Annotated in this window: 10 protein-coding genes; 3 read left to right on the top strand and 7 right to left on the bottom strand. The window is 35.5% G+C overall.

Going from position 1 to position 16,698, the window contains the following annotated elements; all coding sequences use genetic code 11:
• Positions 1 to 243: 243 nt before the first annotated feature.
• The 5 genes from ACHRV5_RS01145 to ACHRV5_RS01125 form a co-directional block, all read right to left on the bottom strand.
• On the bottom strand, positions 244 to 1,476 hold the full coding sequence (locus tag ACHRV5_RS01145) for a lanthionine synthetase LanC family protein (protein WP_395425443.1): 1,233 nt from the start codon (positions 1,474 to 1,476) through the stop codon (positions 244 to 246).
• A gap of 11 nt (positions 1,477 to 1,487) precedes the next feature.
• Complete coding sequence (locus ACHRV5_RS01140) at positions 1,488 to 2,453, bottom strand: T3SS effector HopA1 family protein (protein WP_395425442.1); 966 nt, start codon at positions 2,451 to 2,453, stop codon at positions 1,488 to 1,490.
• Positions 2,440 to 3,543 carry a phosphotransferase family protein gene (locus ACHRV5_RS01135; protein WP_395425441.1) on the bottom strand — a complete coding sequence of 368 codons (1,104 nt, stop codon included), beginning with the start codon at positions 3,541 to 3,543 and terminating at the stop codon, positions 2,440 to 2,442. The genes ACHRV5_RS01140 and ACHRV5_RS01135 overlap by 14 nt, the downstream gene beginning before the upstream one ends.
• A 72-nt stretch (positions 3,544 to 3,615) precedes the next feature.
• Positions 3,616 to 5,049 (bottom strand): hypothetical protein, encoded by a 1,434-nt coding sequence (locus ACHRV5_RS01130; protein ID WP_395425440.1) that lies wholly within the window; start codon positions 5,047 to 5,049, stop codon positions 3,616 to 3,618.
• Positions 5,050 to 6,080: 1,031 nt separating this feature from the next.
• A complete protein-coding gene (locus tag ACHRV5_RS01125; protein WP_047775235.1) occupies positions 6,081 to 6,602 on the bottom strand; it encodes a hypothetical protein in 522 nt (173 codons plus the stop codon).
• A gap of 123 nt (positions 6,603 to 6,725) precedes the next feature.
• Here ACHRV5_RS01125 and ACHRV5_RS01120 point away from each other — a divergent pair, with 123 nt between their 5' ends.
• Positions 6,726 to 7,493, top strand: a complete 768-nt coding sequence (locus ACHRV5_RS01120) for a TSUP family transporter (RefSeq protein ID WP_047775232.1) — start codon at positions 6,726 to 6,728, stop codon at positions 7,491 to 7,493.
• 102 nt (positions 7,494 to 7,595) lie between these two features.
• On the opposite strand, the gene ACHRV5_RS01115 is transcribed toward ACHRV5_RS01120, so the two are convergent.
• A complete protein-coding gene (locus ACHRV5_RS01115; RefSeq protein ID WP_395425439.1) occupies positions 7,596 to 10,301 on the bottom strand; it encodes a T9SS type A sorting domain-containing protein in 2,706 nt (901 codons plus the stop codon).
• Positions 10,302 to 10,474: 173 nt separating this feature from the next.
• Complete coding sequence (locus ACHRV5_RS01110) at positions 10,475 to 13,189, bottom strand: T9SS type A sorting domain-containing protein (RefSeq protein ID WP_395425438.1); 2,715 nt, start codon at positions 13,187 to 13,189, stop codon at positions 10,475 to 10,477.
• Between the two features lie 236 nt (positions 13,190 to 13,425).
• On the opposite strand from ACHRV5_RS01110, the gene ACHRV5_RS01105 reads away from it, so the two are divergent.
• Positions 13,426 to 15,762: an ATP-dependent helicase gene (locus ACHRV5_RS01105; protein ID WP_047775228.1), complete on the top strand. Its 2,337-nt coding sequence runs from the start codon at positions 13,426 to 13,428 to the stop codon at positions 15,760 to 15,762.
• A 128-nt stretch (positions 15,763 to 15,890) separates the two neighbouring features.
• The gene (locus ACHRV5_RS01100) at positions 15,891 to 16,511 is read left to right on the top strand and encodes an L-threonylcarbamoyladenylate synthase (RefSeq protein ID WP_047775227.1); all 621 of its coding nucleotides are present in this window, start codon (positions 15,891 to 15,893) and stop codon (positions 16,509 to 16,511) included.
• Positions 16,512 to 16,698 lie beyond the last annotated feature (187 nt).

Genomic DNA, 16,698 nt, shown 5'->3' with positions numbered 1-16,698 from the left:
AATTGACTAACAATTTTGGCTAAAGCCTTTAAAATTTTAAATCATATTCCTCCAACTAAAGCACAATGTCATTAAGTTAAGAGATTTTTCACGCAGATTTTGCTGATTCTGCGGATTTTTTTATTTCATCCCGCTAAAATCTACGTGAGACTTTTTTTGATAATCCTTAAGTTAATAACATTGAGGTAAAGCAGGAGGCAATCCAAAACAATACTTCCATTTTTTTTGATTGTTTTTAGCTTCTTAAGCCAGCCCAAGTTGTGGCAGCAATACACTTTTATGTTTGTCTTTATTCAGTAAACGAAGATAAAAATACCCTGTTCCTGCAATTCCCATCATCAGTCCCGGCGTATACTGTCCGCTACTTAACCCTGTAGACCATTGAATATTATTGTTTGGATATTTGTTAATACCGGCGTTCCCGACAGCTTCTGCCAGTTGTTGGTATTCAATTCCTCCACAATCCATCATAATATCCGCATTTCCGGCTATACCGTGGCAAATAGAGTAATTGGTACTCGTCAGATTTTCCATTAGGCCCTGATAAACAGAATTAGCGGTAGTTGCGAGTGCGATATTCATTTCGTTTGTAAAAACAGGATTTGAATCTAGTTGATTGGCTTTTAATCTTGAAATTGTAATCCCGGGAGCTCCGTGGCACCAGGCTAGTCCGCATACATTGGTTGTGGTGCTTGCGACCACATCGTCTCTAAAGTCAGGCCAGTTTTGTTGTGTGTTATCAAAAGACTGGCGTTCGTAATTAAAACCACCTTCAGCAGCTTCCATAAATGTGGGGTTTCCCGTTACTTTATACAATTGCAATAATGCCAAAGCTATCCCTGAAGAGCCGTGTGAGAAACCGGTTAGATTTTTTTGGGATGGAACCGTAGCCCATGACCAGACGGTATTGTTTTTAACAGCCGCATTACACAATAAATGCCCTAATGCAATTGCTTTATCCAATAATTCCGGTATTTTAAAAACGGTATAAACATCCAGCAGCACTGGTATTGTTCCGGCAGCGCCACTTATAATATCAATTTCATAGGATTGAAGCGATTCAGAAGGAATACTATCGAGTAAATCAAGTCCGTCTTGTACCCAATCTGTTCTGTTTAATTCTTTTCCAATTTTGATTAATGCCGCAGCAATGCCGGGTTTTCCGGCATAGAATCCGTGATTAATAGCAGCATACATGGTACTTTTCATTTGTTCAATGCTGCCTTCTATTGTTTGGAGCAAAATCGGGTCTTCTCTTTCCGTATACAAAGCGGTCAAAAATAAAGCAATACCCGCTGTACCCGAATAAACATCCGGTCCAAAAGTTCTGATCACCGGTTGATACGTACCATTCAAAGGCTCAAATGAATACCCTTGCCAGGTACAGGATTTATCATGCCATATACTGGTTTTCATTAAATTAGTTCCGATATTCCATGCCGTTTCAAGGAAAATATTTTTATTGGTCTGATCCATAATTCTTGCTTTTAATTGAATAGTATTTTTGTTCCTTTATTGAGAAAAGTCGTTTTAGGATCTATTCCTCTTTGCAGAAAAGCGCTTCCAATTTCGTTAACAACAGCTGTTGCCACCAGTTTTTTGTGTGTAGTTCGGAAGAGTGTTTCAGCTAGTATCGTCACTCTATTCATTCCGAAACTTTCATTCTCATTTGGACTTTCAGCTATACCAACTCCTTTGGCATACGGATAAGCAAAAAGAGGTACATCTTCTTCAAGGTAGTCTTCCATTTCATTGCAAATTTCAGGCAGTAACATTTTGATTATAGGAATCATAGTCTCTTCTATATAAAGCACTGCTGCATCCCTTCGAAAGTACAAATCAGGGTGATTAAGGCATTTAAAAAGAAACGGAATCGAATAATAGTTTAGTTTTTCAGTAATGCTTTTTACAAGTTTTGGCGCACCATCACTGTTGCAATTCCAATATATTCTCGTGAAATTTTGAAACGGATTCATCGATTGATCGCTAAACACATAATAAAAAGTAGGTTGCCTCTGTCTGTCTTCTTTTGGAAATAAAACAGAAACCGTTTGCCCGATTTCCGCTGTTGATCCGGACGGGACATCTACTAAATAAGAAACGTGTATGACTTGTAGTTCGTTTTGTTTTGTTACTTCTAAGTACCCATTTGGATGTATGTTTTTTACAATCCAATCCTTTTCTGTTCTGTTTTTACTTAGATTATTTTGAGAAAGCAATTCCAAAAAAGAGTCATTAGAGTCCGTAAAATGGAGCACTCTTTCCTTCTGACCTGACTGATAGCTTTCTTTTAAGGCATAACATTCGGAATACAATATGCTAATGAGACTGCTCATTGCATTCTCAGGCGTAATAGCATATTGTTTTTCTCTAAATTGGAGAAAAGAGTCAGAAATATGAAGTTGACTAATCAGTCGCGTAAGTTCTTTAACGATGGTTTTATCCTGGAACATAATCTTGTTGTAGTTTTATATTAAACAATTCCTGTAATGCGTTAAATGGATCACTCATAATATTGAATGCCAATTGAATACAACGCATATTATTCGCTTCAATTTTTGAATTATAAGTAATTCCTTCTAAACTCGTCTGAATAATTCTGGCTGCTGTTAGCTGAATTATTTTTGCCAAAATAGTACCATAATACGATTCAGGATATTTTTGTATGGCCATATATTCATAAAGGAAAGCCTGTGCCGAAGATTGGGTGTTTTTGATATCGTAGGGTTGCATATACTCCGGTAATTGGTAACCGGCAGGGTCGTTATTATCAAATCCAAGGAGCCAAACGCTGATATACGATTGCATGAGTCCGGCAACATCCCACAGCGGATCACCAATGTCAGCAAGTTCCCAATCGATGAGTTTTTGCGTGAAACCTTTTTCATCTTGAGTAACCATAAAGTTGATCCATTTAATATCACCGTGTATCAAGTGGGTGTAATTCCACGATATGGCCAAGTTTATTAATGCGTTTTGCAGGACCTGATTCTCTTTTATCAGGCTTATAATAGAAGTGCTTGCTTCATTGTTTACAAAAAATTGATCGGCATCGTATTTATCCAATTGTAATACCCACGGCAGGTTTTTTGGAAACATTGATGCAATTGATTTGTCTTCAGGTACAACATGACATGCTGATAATATAACAGCTTGCTCGCGGGCAAGGTTTAAGTCGAAGTTTTTGGTAAGCATATAATGCTCATATAAGTTTTTTGCATCATATAACAGTTCGGTTACCATTATATTAGCCGTATCATCGTAATCCAATAGTTTAGGAACAACAGCTGCTATCGATGAAAATTCTGCATTGTTTTTAAATAAAGTATAGGTATTGATTTCTCTTTGAAATAAACCGTCACTAACGATATCTTTTTGCATTTGCTTCACAAAAAGAGAATTCTCAGGGCGGACTATTATTTTCATGATGGTATTTCTGGTCTTTACCGGATGTACCATAAAATTACCTTTAATCACTGCCTCTTCATCAATAAGTTGACGTTTATGTAGATACTGATATACGGTTTCTGGAGTTAATTGCATTGCGTAAGATTTAAGGATTAAAAAACAATCGCAGGATTGTTTAGACCCTGCGATTTTTAAAATTAAATAGTATTAACAAATAAAAGGTATTCCGGTGCACGATGCCGTTGGGATACAAGACAAGGTTGGAACACACGATACAGTAGGCACACACTGATTTACCGGTAATGTCGGTATTGCAGCAGCATTACCCTGATAGTCAGCGCCTAAATGTCTGCATACTATAGGATTAGTTGGGGCACAAATAAGTGTATAAGTACTTTGTTGTGTACTTCCCGCTTGAGCAGCAACACCATTACAAATAAATGGGATTCCAGTGCACGATACCGTTGGGATACAAGACACTGTCGGAATACAAGATACCGTAGGTATACATTGATTTACCGGCAATGTTGGAATTGCAGCTGCATCAGCAACAGCCCCTGTTGGTCTACATGCCATTGGCAATGTTGGAAAACACAATACAGTATGTGGTGGTCCCGCATTTACACCGCCAGTACTTTGAACAGCATCATTACAGATAAAAGGTATTCCTGTGCATGATATTGTTGGAATGCAAGACACAGTAGGAATACAAGATGCTGTAGGAATACATTGACTTACAGGTAATGTTGGTATTGCAGCAGCATTTGCATCAGTAGCACTTAGTTGTCTGCATACCGGAGGATATGTTGGAAAACAAACTAATGTTCTGGCTTCCGCATTGGCAGTATTTCCAGCTTGAGCAGCGACACCATTACAAATAAACGGGATTCCGGTACACGATACCGTTGGGATGCAAGATACAGTAGGAATACAAGACACTGTAGGGATACATTGATTTACCGGTAGTGTAGGTATTGCAGCTGCATTTGCACCAGTATCTTGCTGTGTAAGACAAATAGGAGATATGCCTGTTACACATGATGTAATAGTTGGAATGCATTGTACAGTTGGTATCGGAAAGCATTTCGTAACCGGTATGGTTGGAAAAGCGGCCTGGCTGCTCAGATAGTTGTTGTAAATATCACCTTTCAACAACGGAGTAGCCGTATCGTCGCAGTGACATCCAGCATCTAAAGCACCACTGGCGTGTAACGTTAACAAACTTGTAAAATGAGAATCGTCAATATCACTTTCGATACCTGCTACTAATAACGGCACAGAGAATGTGTGGCTGAAATTAAAGCATTTCCATCCATAAAACGGAATGTCGATGCAAGGATTCAGAGCCAAATCAAAACTAAAAACACCGCCGGCTTCATTGAAGTTTGCGATGCTTATGGTAACTTTGAATTTACTAAAAGGCTGCCATGTAAAACTTACATTACTATTAAAACTAAAGCTTTTAGATACATTTCCGAAAGGAGTTCTTAATTCTATTGTGATCGTAACCTGACCTTTAACAGCACTGGCAGAGACACACGCGCTACATCCCAGAAATGATGGGGTACACCACTGTGAGGCAGCAAGGCTGTCGTACCCTTCGTACACAGCCCCGTTTTCTACGTTAGAAATTTTAGTCATAACTTATTGGTTGATTTGTTACCTACTCTTTTTTAGGGTTTTTCGGCTTCCTTCCCTGTTTTTTGGTTGATTTGCTTATTGTTTGAAATAAATATGGACTATAACTTTTTCTCTTTAGCATGTAAACACATGATGGTTTTTATTGTCATATAATATTCTGATAATAAGATAAATAACAATTGACGCATGCTTTTCAGCTGTTATTAAGGAATAAAATTACTGGGGATGTAAACCTATAAAGGAAGAAATGACATGAAGAGGGAGAATTTTTGTCATGAAAGCAGAAAAAATAGACATAAAAAAACTATTTCACGGCAATAAACACATATAAGTAATTAAAAATCAACTATTTAAAACAGGTCGTCTAAGTGATTATTTGTGATTTATCGTGATGTAGTTATTGAAGTAATATGCCTTTTTTTTCTATAGTCCTGTCCTTTCGACGAAGAAGAAATTACATCCAATATTCGACAAAGATTAGAGCTTTTCTTTGCGAAATTCCTAGTGTGATTTCTCCTTCGTCGAAAGGACAAACCAAGGGTATTGTGCAAAATAAGGTGGAGTAGACAAACTAAATTTAAATACTCATTTTTGTTACCGCTCCACAGATTTTGGGTTTGATCCATAATCAGTGCAAATAGGAAATAAAAAAACAGCACGCAGATCTAGCGGATTCTCGCAGCAGTGTTTCTGCTATAATCTGCCAAATCTGCGTGAAAAAAAAATCAGTGCAAATCTTTTTAATCTGTGGCAAAAGAACAATTCGTGAACTTTTGTGAAATGACATTCAAATGGAAAAAAAAAGCACGCAGATCCAGCGGATTAAACGGATTTTCGCCGCAGTGTTTCTGCTATAATCTGCTAGATCTGCGTGAAAAAAATCAGTGCAAATCTTTTTAATCTGTGGCAAAAGAATAATTCGAGAAGATTCGTGAAATTCGTGGCAAAAAAACAACGATTTCAGACAATAAAGAAGAAAGAGAGAAAAAAATGAAAGATTGACCAAGCATCAATCTTTCAAAGTAATTGGTTTACCACATTTCGGCAACCTCATTTTTTATGTAACCCAAAGCTGCGTTACTTGGAGACTGTTTTTCTAATAAATCGTTCAGAATTACTTCACGTAATTTATCAGCATTCTCAACACGGTCGCTCATTGCGGCTTTACGAATAATTTGTATCGTTGAGTTTTTCGCAGTGGTAATAATAGTCCAGCATTCGTCAGACATATAAATCTGTTGCGTCAGATTGTGTTCAAATTCCTGTTCGATCTGATCAATTACAAAATTCTCATAATCGTGTTTTTCGTTAGAAATAGGAGCAATTCTAATCAATAACTTAGTCAGATTAATACGTTCTAAGTACAAAGTCATACGCTCGTATGCCTGTAAACGTATTGGTAAGGATTCTTTATGAGCCTGTTTGTTTAATAGAAAAGCACGTTTTCTATCGTTGTTTTTAATATGTAATTCAAAAAAACTGTAGGCTACAAATCCGGTAACGATAGCTGGTAAAGTATAACTGGCTAATTCTATAATTCGTGTAAAATCCATTTTCGTAATTTTTCAACAAAAATATACTTTTTGAGGAGAAATCCACTTTAAAATTATTGTAATAAACAAAATGGAAGGTTACTTTTGTTCCCGATTTATTAAACCTGCTGATACCCAACCAAAATGGAATCCTACTTAATTATTTTACTTTGTTTAGCTGCCTTTGCTGCAGGATTTATTGATGCCATAGTTGGAGGAGGAGGGCTGATTCAAACACCAATGGGCTTAATTTTGTTACCCAATTTACCTGTTTCTACCGTGATCGGAACTTTAAAAATTCCAGCTTTTAGCGGAACTGCGGTAGCCGCTTTTCAATACTTAAAAAATGTCGTAATTCAGTGGCGATTATTACTGATTATGATGGGGCTGGCAGTCCCATCAGCTTTTTTAGGTTCGACTATTCTAACGCTTGTCAGTAATGATTTTATGAAACCGCTATTATTGGTTGTTTTGTCTTTGTTGTTTATTTATACCTATGTAAAGAAAAACTTCGGACAGCAGGTTGCCAAAGACCATTCAGCAACAACTCAGATATTATATGCTGTTGTAATAAGTATAATTATTGGATTCTACGACGGCTTTATCGGGCCGGGAACAGGAAGTTTTCTGGTTGTGGCTTTTATAGCACTTTTAGGTTTCGATTTTCTGCACGCTTCCGCGAATGCAAAAATGGTCAATCTGGCAACCAATTTTGGTTCGATTTGCCTGTTTATGATAAAAGGAAAAATCATCTGGACAATCGCCATTCCGATGGCTATTTGTAATGGAATAGGAGGATGGGTTGGCGCTAAACTGGCCATCAATAAAGGAAACGGATTTATAAGGATCTTCTTCCTGGTGGTGGTAATTGGTACTTTGATTCGTTTTGCCTACGACGTATTTTATAAGTAAAGAGACTAAGATAATAAGGCTCTAAGTTTCTGAGATTTCTTTTGAAGAAAAACTTAGAAACTTAGAGCCTTTGTACTTTAATAACTTTAAAAAAGTGGTATTCTAATTTTTAATAACCTTCAGAGTATCACTTTTACCCTCCGAATATACCTTCACAAAATACAGACCTGATTTTAAAGCTGTAAAATCAATTTCTACACTGTTTTTGTTATAAGTACGATTAAATTGAAGTTGCCCCAGGATATTGTAAACCTGAACTTCGGTAATATCCTCACGATTGGAAATGGTATAATATTCTTTTACCGGATTTGGATAAGTCACCAAATTAGGCAGATTGTTTTCTTTTACTCCAAGTGTAGCAGAATATACGGTTACCGGTAGTCTATAGCTGCTTTCTACACCATTTATACTTTGTGATGCATAATAGGTTGTTCCGTTAACCAAAAGTGTTGTAGAAGGCAACAAAGTTTCAGTATCTGCAGCACTTTTGTTTGTTGTTTTGTTATTTATTGCGCAATTGCTTTGTGAACTATACCATTTTATAGCTGTTCCTTCAACTTTAAGATCCGCCAAAGTCTGTCCATTTGTGAATGACTGAAAAGTCTCACCTAAAGGATTTGGATTAGAAGATACGTTAGGTGATTTAAAACGAGCAATACCATTTTTAAATTTACCACGCATTTGACTAAAATAACCATAAAACACCAAATCTTGACAATTTTGAATTTCAAATTTAGCAGAAGCATAGTAAATTGTTGTGTTTACTAATTTTCCTTCTGAATCAAGAGTCAATTTATTTGTTGTATCCCTAAATACGAAGAGATTGATGTCTCCATTTTCATTAAAATAATAATAATCAGACAACTTACTTAGATCGATTGAGTACGGAGTAAACGAAGTATCAGTAGATCCATCCGGGTTTATTCTTATCAAACTTCTATTTATCCCAACGAGTAACTTACCATTACTTAATTCTTTTACGTTTCTAAAATATTCGTTGCCTGATTTAAAGCTAGGATCGATCGAACCATCTTGGTTTAATTTTAAGACGGCAGAATACGGATCTACAGAATTGCCCTTTTGGAAAGAAAGTAATATTTTATTGTCAGAGAGTGTAAATAAATGCCACGGTATGTGGTTAAAAGTTGCCTTGAAATTAATATCAACAGAGCCATTTGGGTTAAGTTGAATAAGATTATATGTTTTTTTATCTTCATTGTTCACATCTCTATTAGCAAAAAGTCCTTCTCCATTTAAGCCTATAATTAAAATTTTTCCATTATCCAAGAGCTTAACAGCAGTGACATAACCACCTTTTGAATCAAAATCAAAGCTTTGATCTAAACTTCCGTCCCTGTTTAATCTAAGCATATTTTTAGCAACACCATTTACCAAAAAAGCATCGTTATTTAATAATATAACTTTCCCGTCTTTTTGCTCTAAAATGGTATAATTATCAATAGCATTTGTATTTTTTGCTACTAATGGATCTAGTTTAAAAGTGTTGTCAAATTCACCATTTTGAGTAATTCTGCAGATGTCTTTAAAAGCATTATCATTATAAGAGGTGAAATTTCCAACGTAAAGTATTTTTTGGTTTGCTAATACCTTTATTTGAGTAGGATGTGTGTAGAAATCGTTTGCAGGATTGAAATTGACATTAAACCCAGAATGTGGATTAAATGTCAAATCAAGACTTCCGTCCCTATTAATTCTATGAATACCAGCTCTGGTTATACCTCGATCATCTCTAAAATTTGCACTAATAATAATTTTATCTTCTTGAAAATATACTGTTGCCTCACTAGTTACAGCCAATGTATTCGAATATTTAAAAGTACTGTCCACGGTACCATCACTATTTAATCGGATAATTGAATTATTATTAACATTCACTATAATTTTACCGTCATTTTGAAAGTAAGCCCTGTTTACGCTAGTATTTTCACTATCTAAAGACTTAAAAGTATTATCATAGGTTCCATCGGAATTTAATCTTACAATATAATAAGAAAGAGTTTTACTATCAGCTATAAAATTACATCCTACAGCAATTATTCTTCCATCAGGCTGAATGATTACGTCATTAATGATAGAAGTATTACTATTGTCAAAGCCATTAATTACAATTTGCGATTTCGAGTCAATAGTGGTATTTACCTTAAAAGTAGCATCAAGTTTACCATTGCTATCGAATCGAGCCAGTTTAGAGCTAAAATTTCCACTAAGAATGTATTTTCCATCTTTTTGCATTGTTACAGCATCAAATGTTGCCGCATAATCCAATTTAAAAGTAGTATCAAGACTTCCGTCTGCATTTAATCGTGCGCAATTTCCACGATATGAATCATTAATAAATTTAAAACTTCCTATTATGATTATTTTTCCATCATTTTGATAAATTATATCCTTTACTTTTAAATCATTACCAGGAAGGGTAGTTATGGCAGGTGCTGTGAAATTGGTATTGATAGTTCCATTTGCATTAAATGCTTGCAATTTAAGATCAGCGGAAAGAGTCAAAAAATTACCATCTGATTTAGCATAGATTTGAATTTTTCCAGGTGTAAGACCTGGGCCATTAAAAGTAGCATCAAGACTTCCATCTGAATTTAATAACAATGGTTTAAAGGCGTAATGGTGCTCAAAAACTGTCAGTATTTTATTGTTTGTTAATACAATTCCATCTCTTCCGATATCTTGTTGATATGCTCCAGTTTCTTTGATATTAAAACTATTGTCGACCTCTGGCGTCTGTGCAAATATTTTAAAGCTTAATAAAAGTAAAAATGCGTAAAGTTTATTCATAAATATTAACTTATTTTTTTTTCACAAATTAAGTCTTTAATTTAAAGAAAACATACGTTTTGTACGAATAATTTGCAGCATTTTTCAGTAACCTTTATCTTTAAAAAAAAACTGCTAAGACTCAAGAAAAATAGAATCTTAGCAGCTTATAAAATTTTCAAATCAAACAACGCTTAATTTTTAATAACCTTCAAAGTATCACTTTTACCCTCCGAATATACCTTCACAAAATACAGCCCTGATTTTAAAGCTGTAAAATCAATTTCTACACTGTTTTTGTTATAAGTACGACTAAATTGAAGTTGTCCTAGGATATTGTAAACTTGAACTTCAGTAATATCCTCACGATTAGAGATGGTATAATATTCTTTTACTGGATTTGGATAAGTCACCAAATTAGGCAAATTGTTTTCTTTTACTCCAAGTGTAGCAGAATATACGGTTACCGGTAATCTATAGCTGCTTTCTGTACCATTTATACTTTGTGACGCATAATAGGTTGTTCCGTTGACCAAAAGTGTTGTAGAAGGCAACAAAGTTTCAGTATCTGCGACACTTTTGTTTGTTGTATTGTTATTGATACCGCAATTGCTTTGCAAAGTGTACCATTTTAAAGCTGTTCCATCCACTTTAAGATCCGCCAAAGTCTGTCCGTTTGTGAAAGGCTGATAAATTTCGCCAGCTGGATTTGAACTTGAAGTACTGTTGGACGTCTTGTAGCGAACGATACCACTTTTGTTAACGCCATCAAGTTTATCAAAATACCCGTAAAAAAGCAGATCTTCACAGTTTTGAATCGCAAACTCTTTAGAGGTATTATAGGTCGTACTGTTTGCTAATTTTCCATCCGAACTAAGCGTTACTTTTTTTGTTGAGTCAGTAGCGTTAGTAGCTAAGAATAGATTAATCTCTCCATTTTCATAAAAATCAGAACGATTAACTTTACTTGAAGCAAAAGAATAAGTGCTAAAGGTAGGATCAGCCAAACCATCAGAATTCACTCTTGTCAAATAAAGATCTTCACCATTGGGACCAGTACGATATCGATCGTAGTAGGTAATTAATAGTTTACCATCATGTAATTCTTTTATTTTGGAATAAGGATAAATTCCGGATTTGAAAGAACTGTCTTTCGTACCGTCTTCATTTAATTTTAAAACCGGATAATAGGTATAATTGGGATTGTAATCCAGAAAGGAAACTAAAACTTTATTATCGGACAAAGGAGCTATTCTAAATGGCTTTTTGTATTGAACACTTTTGTAACCATTATCAAGTGAACCATCTGAATTAAGTTGAATGATATTAAAGGAATAATAACTTCCTCCCGTGTTAATAAAAACACCATTTTCACCTATCATTAGAATTTTGCCATTATTTAAAAGCTGGATATCAGAAGGGTTGTAGGACACATACTGATCTATGTTAAAAGTAGGATCAATAGTACCATCAGGTTTTAATCTAATAATAGAGGTTGCACGACCATCTATCAACAGCGTACCATTATGAACCAATATAATTTTTCCGTCTTTCTGCTCCAAAATGCGATATGAACTATCTGTATCCGCTAATATTCGAATCTTTGGATCCAGCTTAAAACTTGGATCGTAGGTACCATTTTGATTGAGTCGGCATATATTTCTCACCGGGATATCATTGTAGGTTGTAAAATTCCCAACCAATAAAACCTTTTGATCTAATAGTACTTTCGATAAAAAAGGAGACGTTTCATTAAAAAATAAATTAGGACCTGAATGCGGATTAAAAGTCAAATCAAGACTTCCATCAACATTTATTCGATGTATATCAGCTCTTGTAATTCCTTGACTGTCTTTAAAACGAGCACTGATAATTATTTTATCCCCTTGAAAGTGCAAAACTCCTTCGTTTAGGAAACCTACTGTATTGGTGTATTTAAAAGTGGGATCTGTTGATCCATCAGGATTTAATCGGATAAATTTATAATAGTCAATATTAAGGATGATTTTATTGTCTTTTTGTATATAAACTTTTCTTATTCTTTGCTCTCTGTCTGTAAATAATTTAAATCCCGTATCTCTTGTCCCATTTGCATTTAGCCTAACAATAGAGTAAGAAATGGTTCTGCCGTTCTCGACATAATTACATCCAACTGCTATTACTTTTCCATCAGGCTGCACGGCTATGTCATCGATAGTACTATTATCTGCCGTTTCAAAGCCATTCGTCACAAATTTTTGCACAGGATCGATAGTAGCAATTATTTTAAAGCTTGAATCCATTTTCCCATCAGCAAAATATCGTGATGGTCTTGTTCCGCCTACAGCCACATAATTTCCATCATTCTGGATCACTATTTTTTTACCGGCAGATTTCCATTTAAAAGTAGGATCAAGACTTCCGTCCGCATTTAAGCGCACAAAACCTACCGCATAAACGTCATTCAAAGTATCAAACGCACCGTAGAGAATGATTTTCCCATCCTCTTGATAAATGATATCATTGATTCTATAAGTATCGGTATTGGTGTTTTTTATAGTTGTAATAGTAAAACCTGCGTTAACCGTTCCATCTGCATGAAAGGCTTTTAACTTACCGCTGTAATCAAGCGTTAGAAAAGCACCATCTGATTTAGCAAATATCCGAATGTCTTTTGATGAAAAAGAAGCTGTCGTATTAAAAGTATTGTCCCGGCTTCCATCCGGATTCAAAAGCAATACATTACATTCAACCTGTCCATTTTTATAGACGCTTAGTATTTTATTGTTTGGAAGCAGAACCGCACCGGATCCAATTTTTTGCTGATAAACTCCATCATCTTTGGGGTTAAAAGTAGGATCTAGTCCCGGGTTCTGAGCCAGTAGTTTTAAACTTAAAAATAAAAGTAATAGTAGGTAAAATTTCTTCATAGACAGTTTTTTATAGTTAGGATAAAAGTAAAATTTTATTCAAATAAATCCTGTTATTTTGCCTGAAATTTTAACATTTCTCACAACCTTTTTAGAAAAAGTCAAGATCTTCTGTTTAGAGCGTCTTTTACTTCAAAAGAGAATATAAAATAAGCACGTTTTATTGTTTAGAACCTCAGAAACTTACTAGCTTATTAAAACTAGAATTCTTATTTTTGCCTAAATAGAAAAATTTCATGCAAAATTATATTGACCAGCTAAACGAAGCGCAAAGAGAACCCGTTTTACAAAAAGACGGGCCAATGATTATTATTGCTGGTGCAGGTTCAGGAAAAACCCGTGTTCTTACCATTAGAATTGCTTATCTGATGCATCAGGGTGTTGATGCTTTTAATATATTGTCGTTGACTTTTACGAACAAAGCAGCTCGTGAAATGAAACACAGGATCTCTGATATCGTCGGATCTGCTGAGGCAAAGAACCTTTGGATGGGGACATTTCACTCTATTTTTGCCCGTATCCTTCGTGCCGAATCAGACCATTTGGGATACCCTTCAAATTTTACGATTTATGACTCGCAGGATTCTGCAAGGTTGATTTCTTCGATTATTAAAGAAATGCAATTGGATCGCGATGTCTATAAACCAAAACAGATTCTAGGCCGAATTTCAAATTATAAAAACAGTTTAATTACGGTAAAAGCCTACTTCAATGATCCTGAGTTGCAAGAAGCCGACGCTATGGCCAAAAGACCAAGGTTAGGAGAGATTTACCAGCAATATGTAGAAAGATGTTTCAAAGCCGGAGCAATGGACTTTGATGATTTGTTGTTGAAAACCAACGAATTGTTAACCCGTTTTCCGGAGGTTTTATCAAAATACCAAAACCGTTTTAGATACATTTTGGTTGATGAGTACCAGGATACCAATCACTCTCAATATTTGATTGTAAGAGCATTATCAGATAAATTTCAAAATATTTGTGTGGTAGGTGATGATGCGCAAAGTATTTATGCTTTCCGTGGAGCGAATATCAATAACATTCTGAATTTCCAGAAGGATTATGAAGGGGTAAAAATGTTCCGATTGGAACAAAACTACCGTTCTACCCGAAATATTGTAGAAGCGGCCAATACCATTATCGATAAGAATAAAACGAAACTGGATAAAATTGTTTGGACCGCAAATGATTTCGGACCAAAAATCAAAGTACACCGAAGTTTAACCGATGCCGAGGAAGGTCGTTTTGTGGCGAGTACAATTTTCGAACAAAAAATGCAAAATCAGTTGCATAATGGTTCCTTCGCAATTTTGTATCGTACCAATGCCCAGTCCCGTGCTATGGAGGATGCTTTGAGAAAACGTGATATTCCGTATCGAATTTATGGTGGTTTGTCGTTCTACCAACGTAAAGAAATCAAAGACGTTTTGTGTTATTTGCGTTTGGTTATCAACCCAAAAGACGAAGAAGCATTGATTCGTGTCATCAATTATCCGGCTCGTGGAATCGGAGATACAACGGTCGAAAAATTAACTATTGCCGCCAATCATTACAAAAGATCGATTTGGGAAGTAATGGTAAACATCGATAAAATTGATTTGAAACTGAATACAGGAACAAAAAACAAATTGAAGGATTTTGTGACTATGATCCAGAGTTTTCAGGTTATTGATCAGAATCAGGATGCTTTTTATATTACAGACCACGTAGCCAAAAAAACAGGTTTAGTACAAGAGCTTAAAAAAGATGCTACTCCGGAAGGAATGGCTAAAGTTCAAAATATCGAAGAACTTTTAAATGGTATAAAAGACTTCACCGAAGGCCAGAGAGAAATTGACGGTGCAAGAGGTGCTTTGTCTGAATTTATGCAGGATGTTGCCCTTGCTACCGACTTAGACAACGATACAACCGATGAAGATCGTGTCGCTTTAATGACCATTCACTTAGCAAAAGGACTGGAATTCCCTCATGTTTTTGCAGTCGGAATGGAAGAAGATTTGTTTCCGAGTGCCATGAGTATGAGTACCCGAAGCGAACTGGAAGAAGAGCGACGTTTGTTTTACGTAGCCCTGACACGTGCCGAGCATCAGGCGTACTTAACGTATGCACAATCGCGTTACCGCTGGGGAAAACTTACCGATAGTGAGCCTTCCCGATTTATTGAAGAAATTGATGGGCAATACCTCGAATATTTAACTCCGGCAGAAACGAATTACAGATACAAATCCCCGATTGACGGTGATATTTTTGGAGATATTGACAAATCAAAATTACGACTGGCAAAACCGATTGGAAGTACTCCTCCAAAACAGCATACCAATAATGAGCCAAGACCGGATTCTAATGTCCGCAAGTTGAAACCAGTCGCAGGAACGAATCCAAACAGTAGCGCTCCGAATTTATTTGATAATAAATTGACAATCGGAAATGTAGTAATGCACGAACGTTTTGGTAGAGGAGAGGTAGTCAATTTGGAAGGAGTTGGCCCCGACAAAAAAGCCGAAATTAAATTTGAAGTAGGCGGACTCAAGAAATTATTACTTCGATTTGCTAAATTAGACGTGGTAGGATAACGAGGAATTTGTTTTAAGTTTCAGGTTTAAAGTTTCAAGTTCTCATCACAAGTCCTTAAACGTAAAACGTGAAACTTTAAACCTGAAACTTTAAACGTAAAACCAGAAACTGTAAACAAAAAAAACTCATGGCAGAATTTATAAAAATATACCCCGATAAACCAAGTGAAGCTGCAATAGCCAAAGTGGTAAAAGTACTTCAGAATGGTGGTCTGGTAATCTATCCAACAGATACGGTGTACGGATTGGGTTGTGATATTACCAATTCCCGTGCGTTGGAAAAAATTGCAAAAATAAAAGGCGTAAAGCTGGAGAAAGCAAACTTCTCCTTCATTTGTCATGATTTAAGCAATTTATCCGATTATGTGAGACAAATTGATACATCAACGTTTAAAATCCTAAAACGGGCGTTGCCTGGGCCTTATACTTTTATTTTGCCGGGAAATAACAATTTGCCAAAAGAATTTAAGAAGAAAACCACTGTCGGTATTCGTGTGCCGGATAATAATATTGTTTTAGAAATAGTAAGACAGTTAGGAAACCCAATTGTTTCTACTTCAATACGTGATGAGGATGATGTAATTGAATATACAACAGATCCTGAACTCATTTTTGAAAAATGGCAAAACCTGGTAGATCTTGTTATTGACGGAGGTTATGGAGATAACGTTGGTTCAACAATTATAGATTTATCTGAACATGAGCCTGTAATTATCAGAGAAGGAAAAGGAGATATTGATATTCTGTAAAAAATAAAAGAATACAATTTTAAGATAATAAAGAATGGTTTGATTAATTTACTTATGAATTAATTAAACCATTTTTCTTTTATTTGAAAAAACTGAGTAATCCGGAATACACTTTCAGACGGATCGTTTTTACATTTACAAGTTAGGAGAGCAACTCTAATATTGAAAACATCGTTTTTCTGAGTAA

The sequence above is a fragment of the Flavobacterium sp. FlaQc-52 genome (genome assembly GCF_044007495.1).
GTDB lineage: Bacteria > Bacteroidota > Bacteroidia > Flavobacteriales > Flavobacteriaceae > Flavobacterium > Flavobacterium cupriresistens.
Note: the sequence above shows the minus strand (reverse complement) of the source record. Positions and strands in the feature narration are given on the sequence as shown.

Bases quoted from the DNA above. Each gene is read 5' to 3' on its own strand.
- ACHRV5_RS01120 (WP_047775232.1), top strand. From the start codon at position 6,726: ATGGAATCCTACTTAATTATTTTACTTTGTTTAGCTGCCTTTGCTGCA.
- ACHRV5_RS01110 (WP_395425438.1), bottom strand. From the start codon at position 13,189: ATGAAGAAATTTTACCTACTATTACTTTTATTTTTAAGTTTAAAACTA.
- ACHRV5_RS01100 (WP_047775227.1), top strand. From the start codon at position 15,891: ATGGCAGAATTTATAAAAATATACCCCGATAAACCAAGTGAAGCTGCA.
- ACHRV5_RS01130 (WP_395425440.1), bottom strand. From the start codon at position 5,049: ATGACTAAAATTTCTAACGTAGAAAACGGGGCTGTGTACGAAGGGTAC.
- ACHRV5_RS01135 (WP_395425441.1), bottom strand. From the start codon at position 3,543: ATGCAATTAACTCCAGAAACCGTATATCAGTATCTACATAAACGTCAA.
- ACHRV5_RS01145 (WP_395425443.1), bottom strand. From the start codon at position 1,476: ATGGATCAGACCAATAAAAATATTTTCCTTGAAACGGCATGGAATATC.
- ACHRV5_RS01105 (WP_047775228.1), top strand. From the start codon at position 13,426: ATGCAAAATTATATTGACCAGCTAAACGAAGCGCAAAGAGAACCCGTT.
- ACHRV5_RS01140 (WP_395425442.1), bottom strand. From the start codon at position 2,453: ATGTTCCAGGATAAAACCATCGTTAAAGAACTTACGCGACTGATTAGT.
- ACHRV5_RS01125 (WP_047775235.1), bottom strand. From the start codon at position 6,602: ATGGATTTTACACGAATTATAGAATTAGCCAGTTATACTTTACCAGCT.
- ACHRV5_RS01115 (WP_395425439.1), bottom strand. From the start codon at position 10,301: ATGAATAAACTTTACGCATTTTTACTTTTATTAAGCTTTAAAATATTT.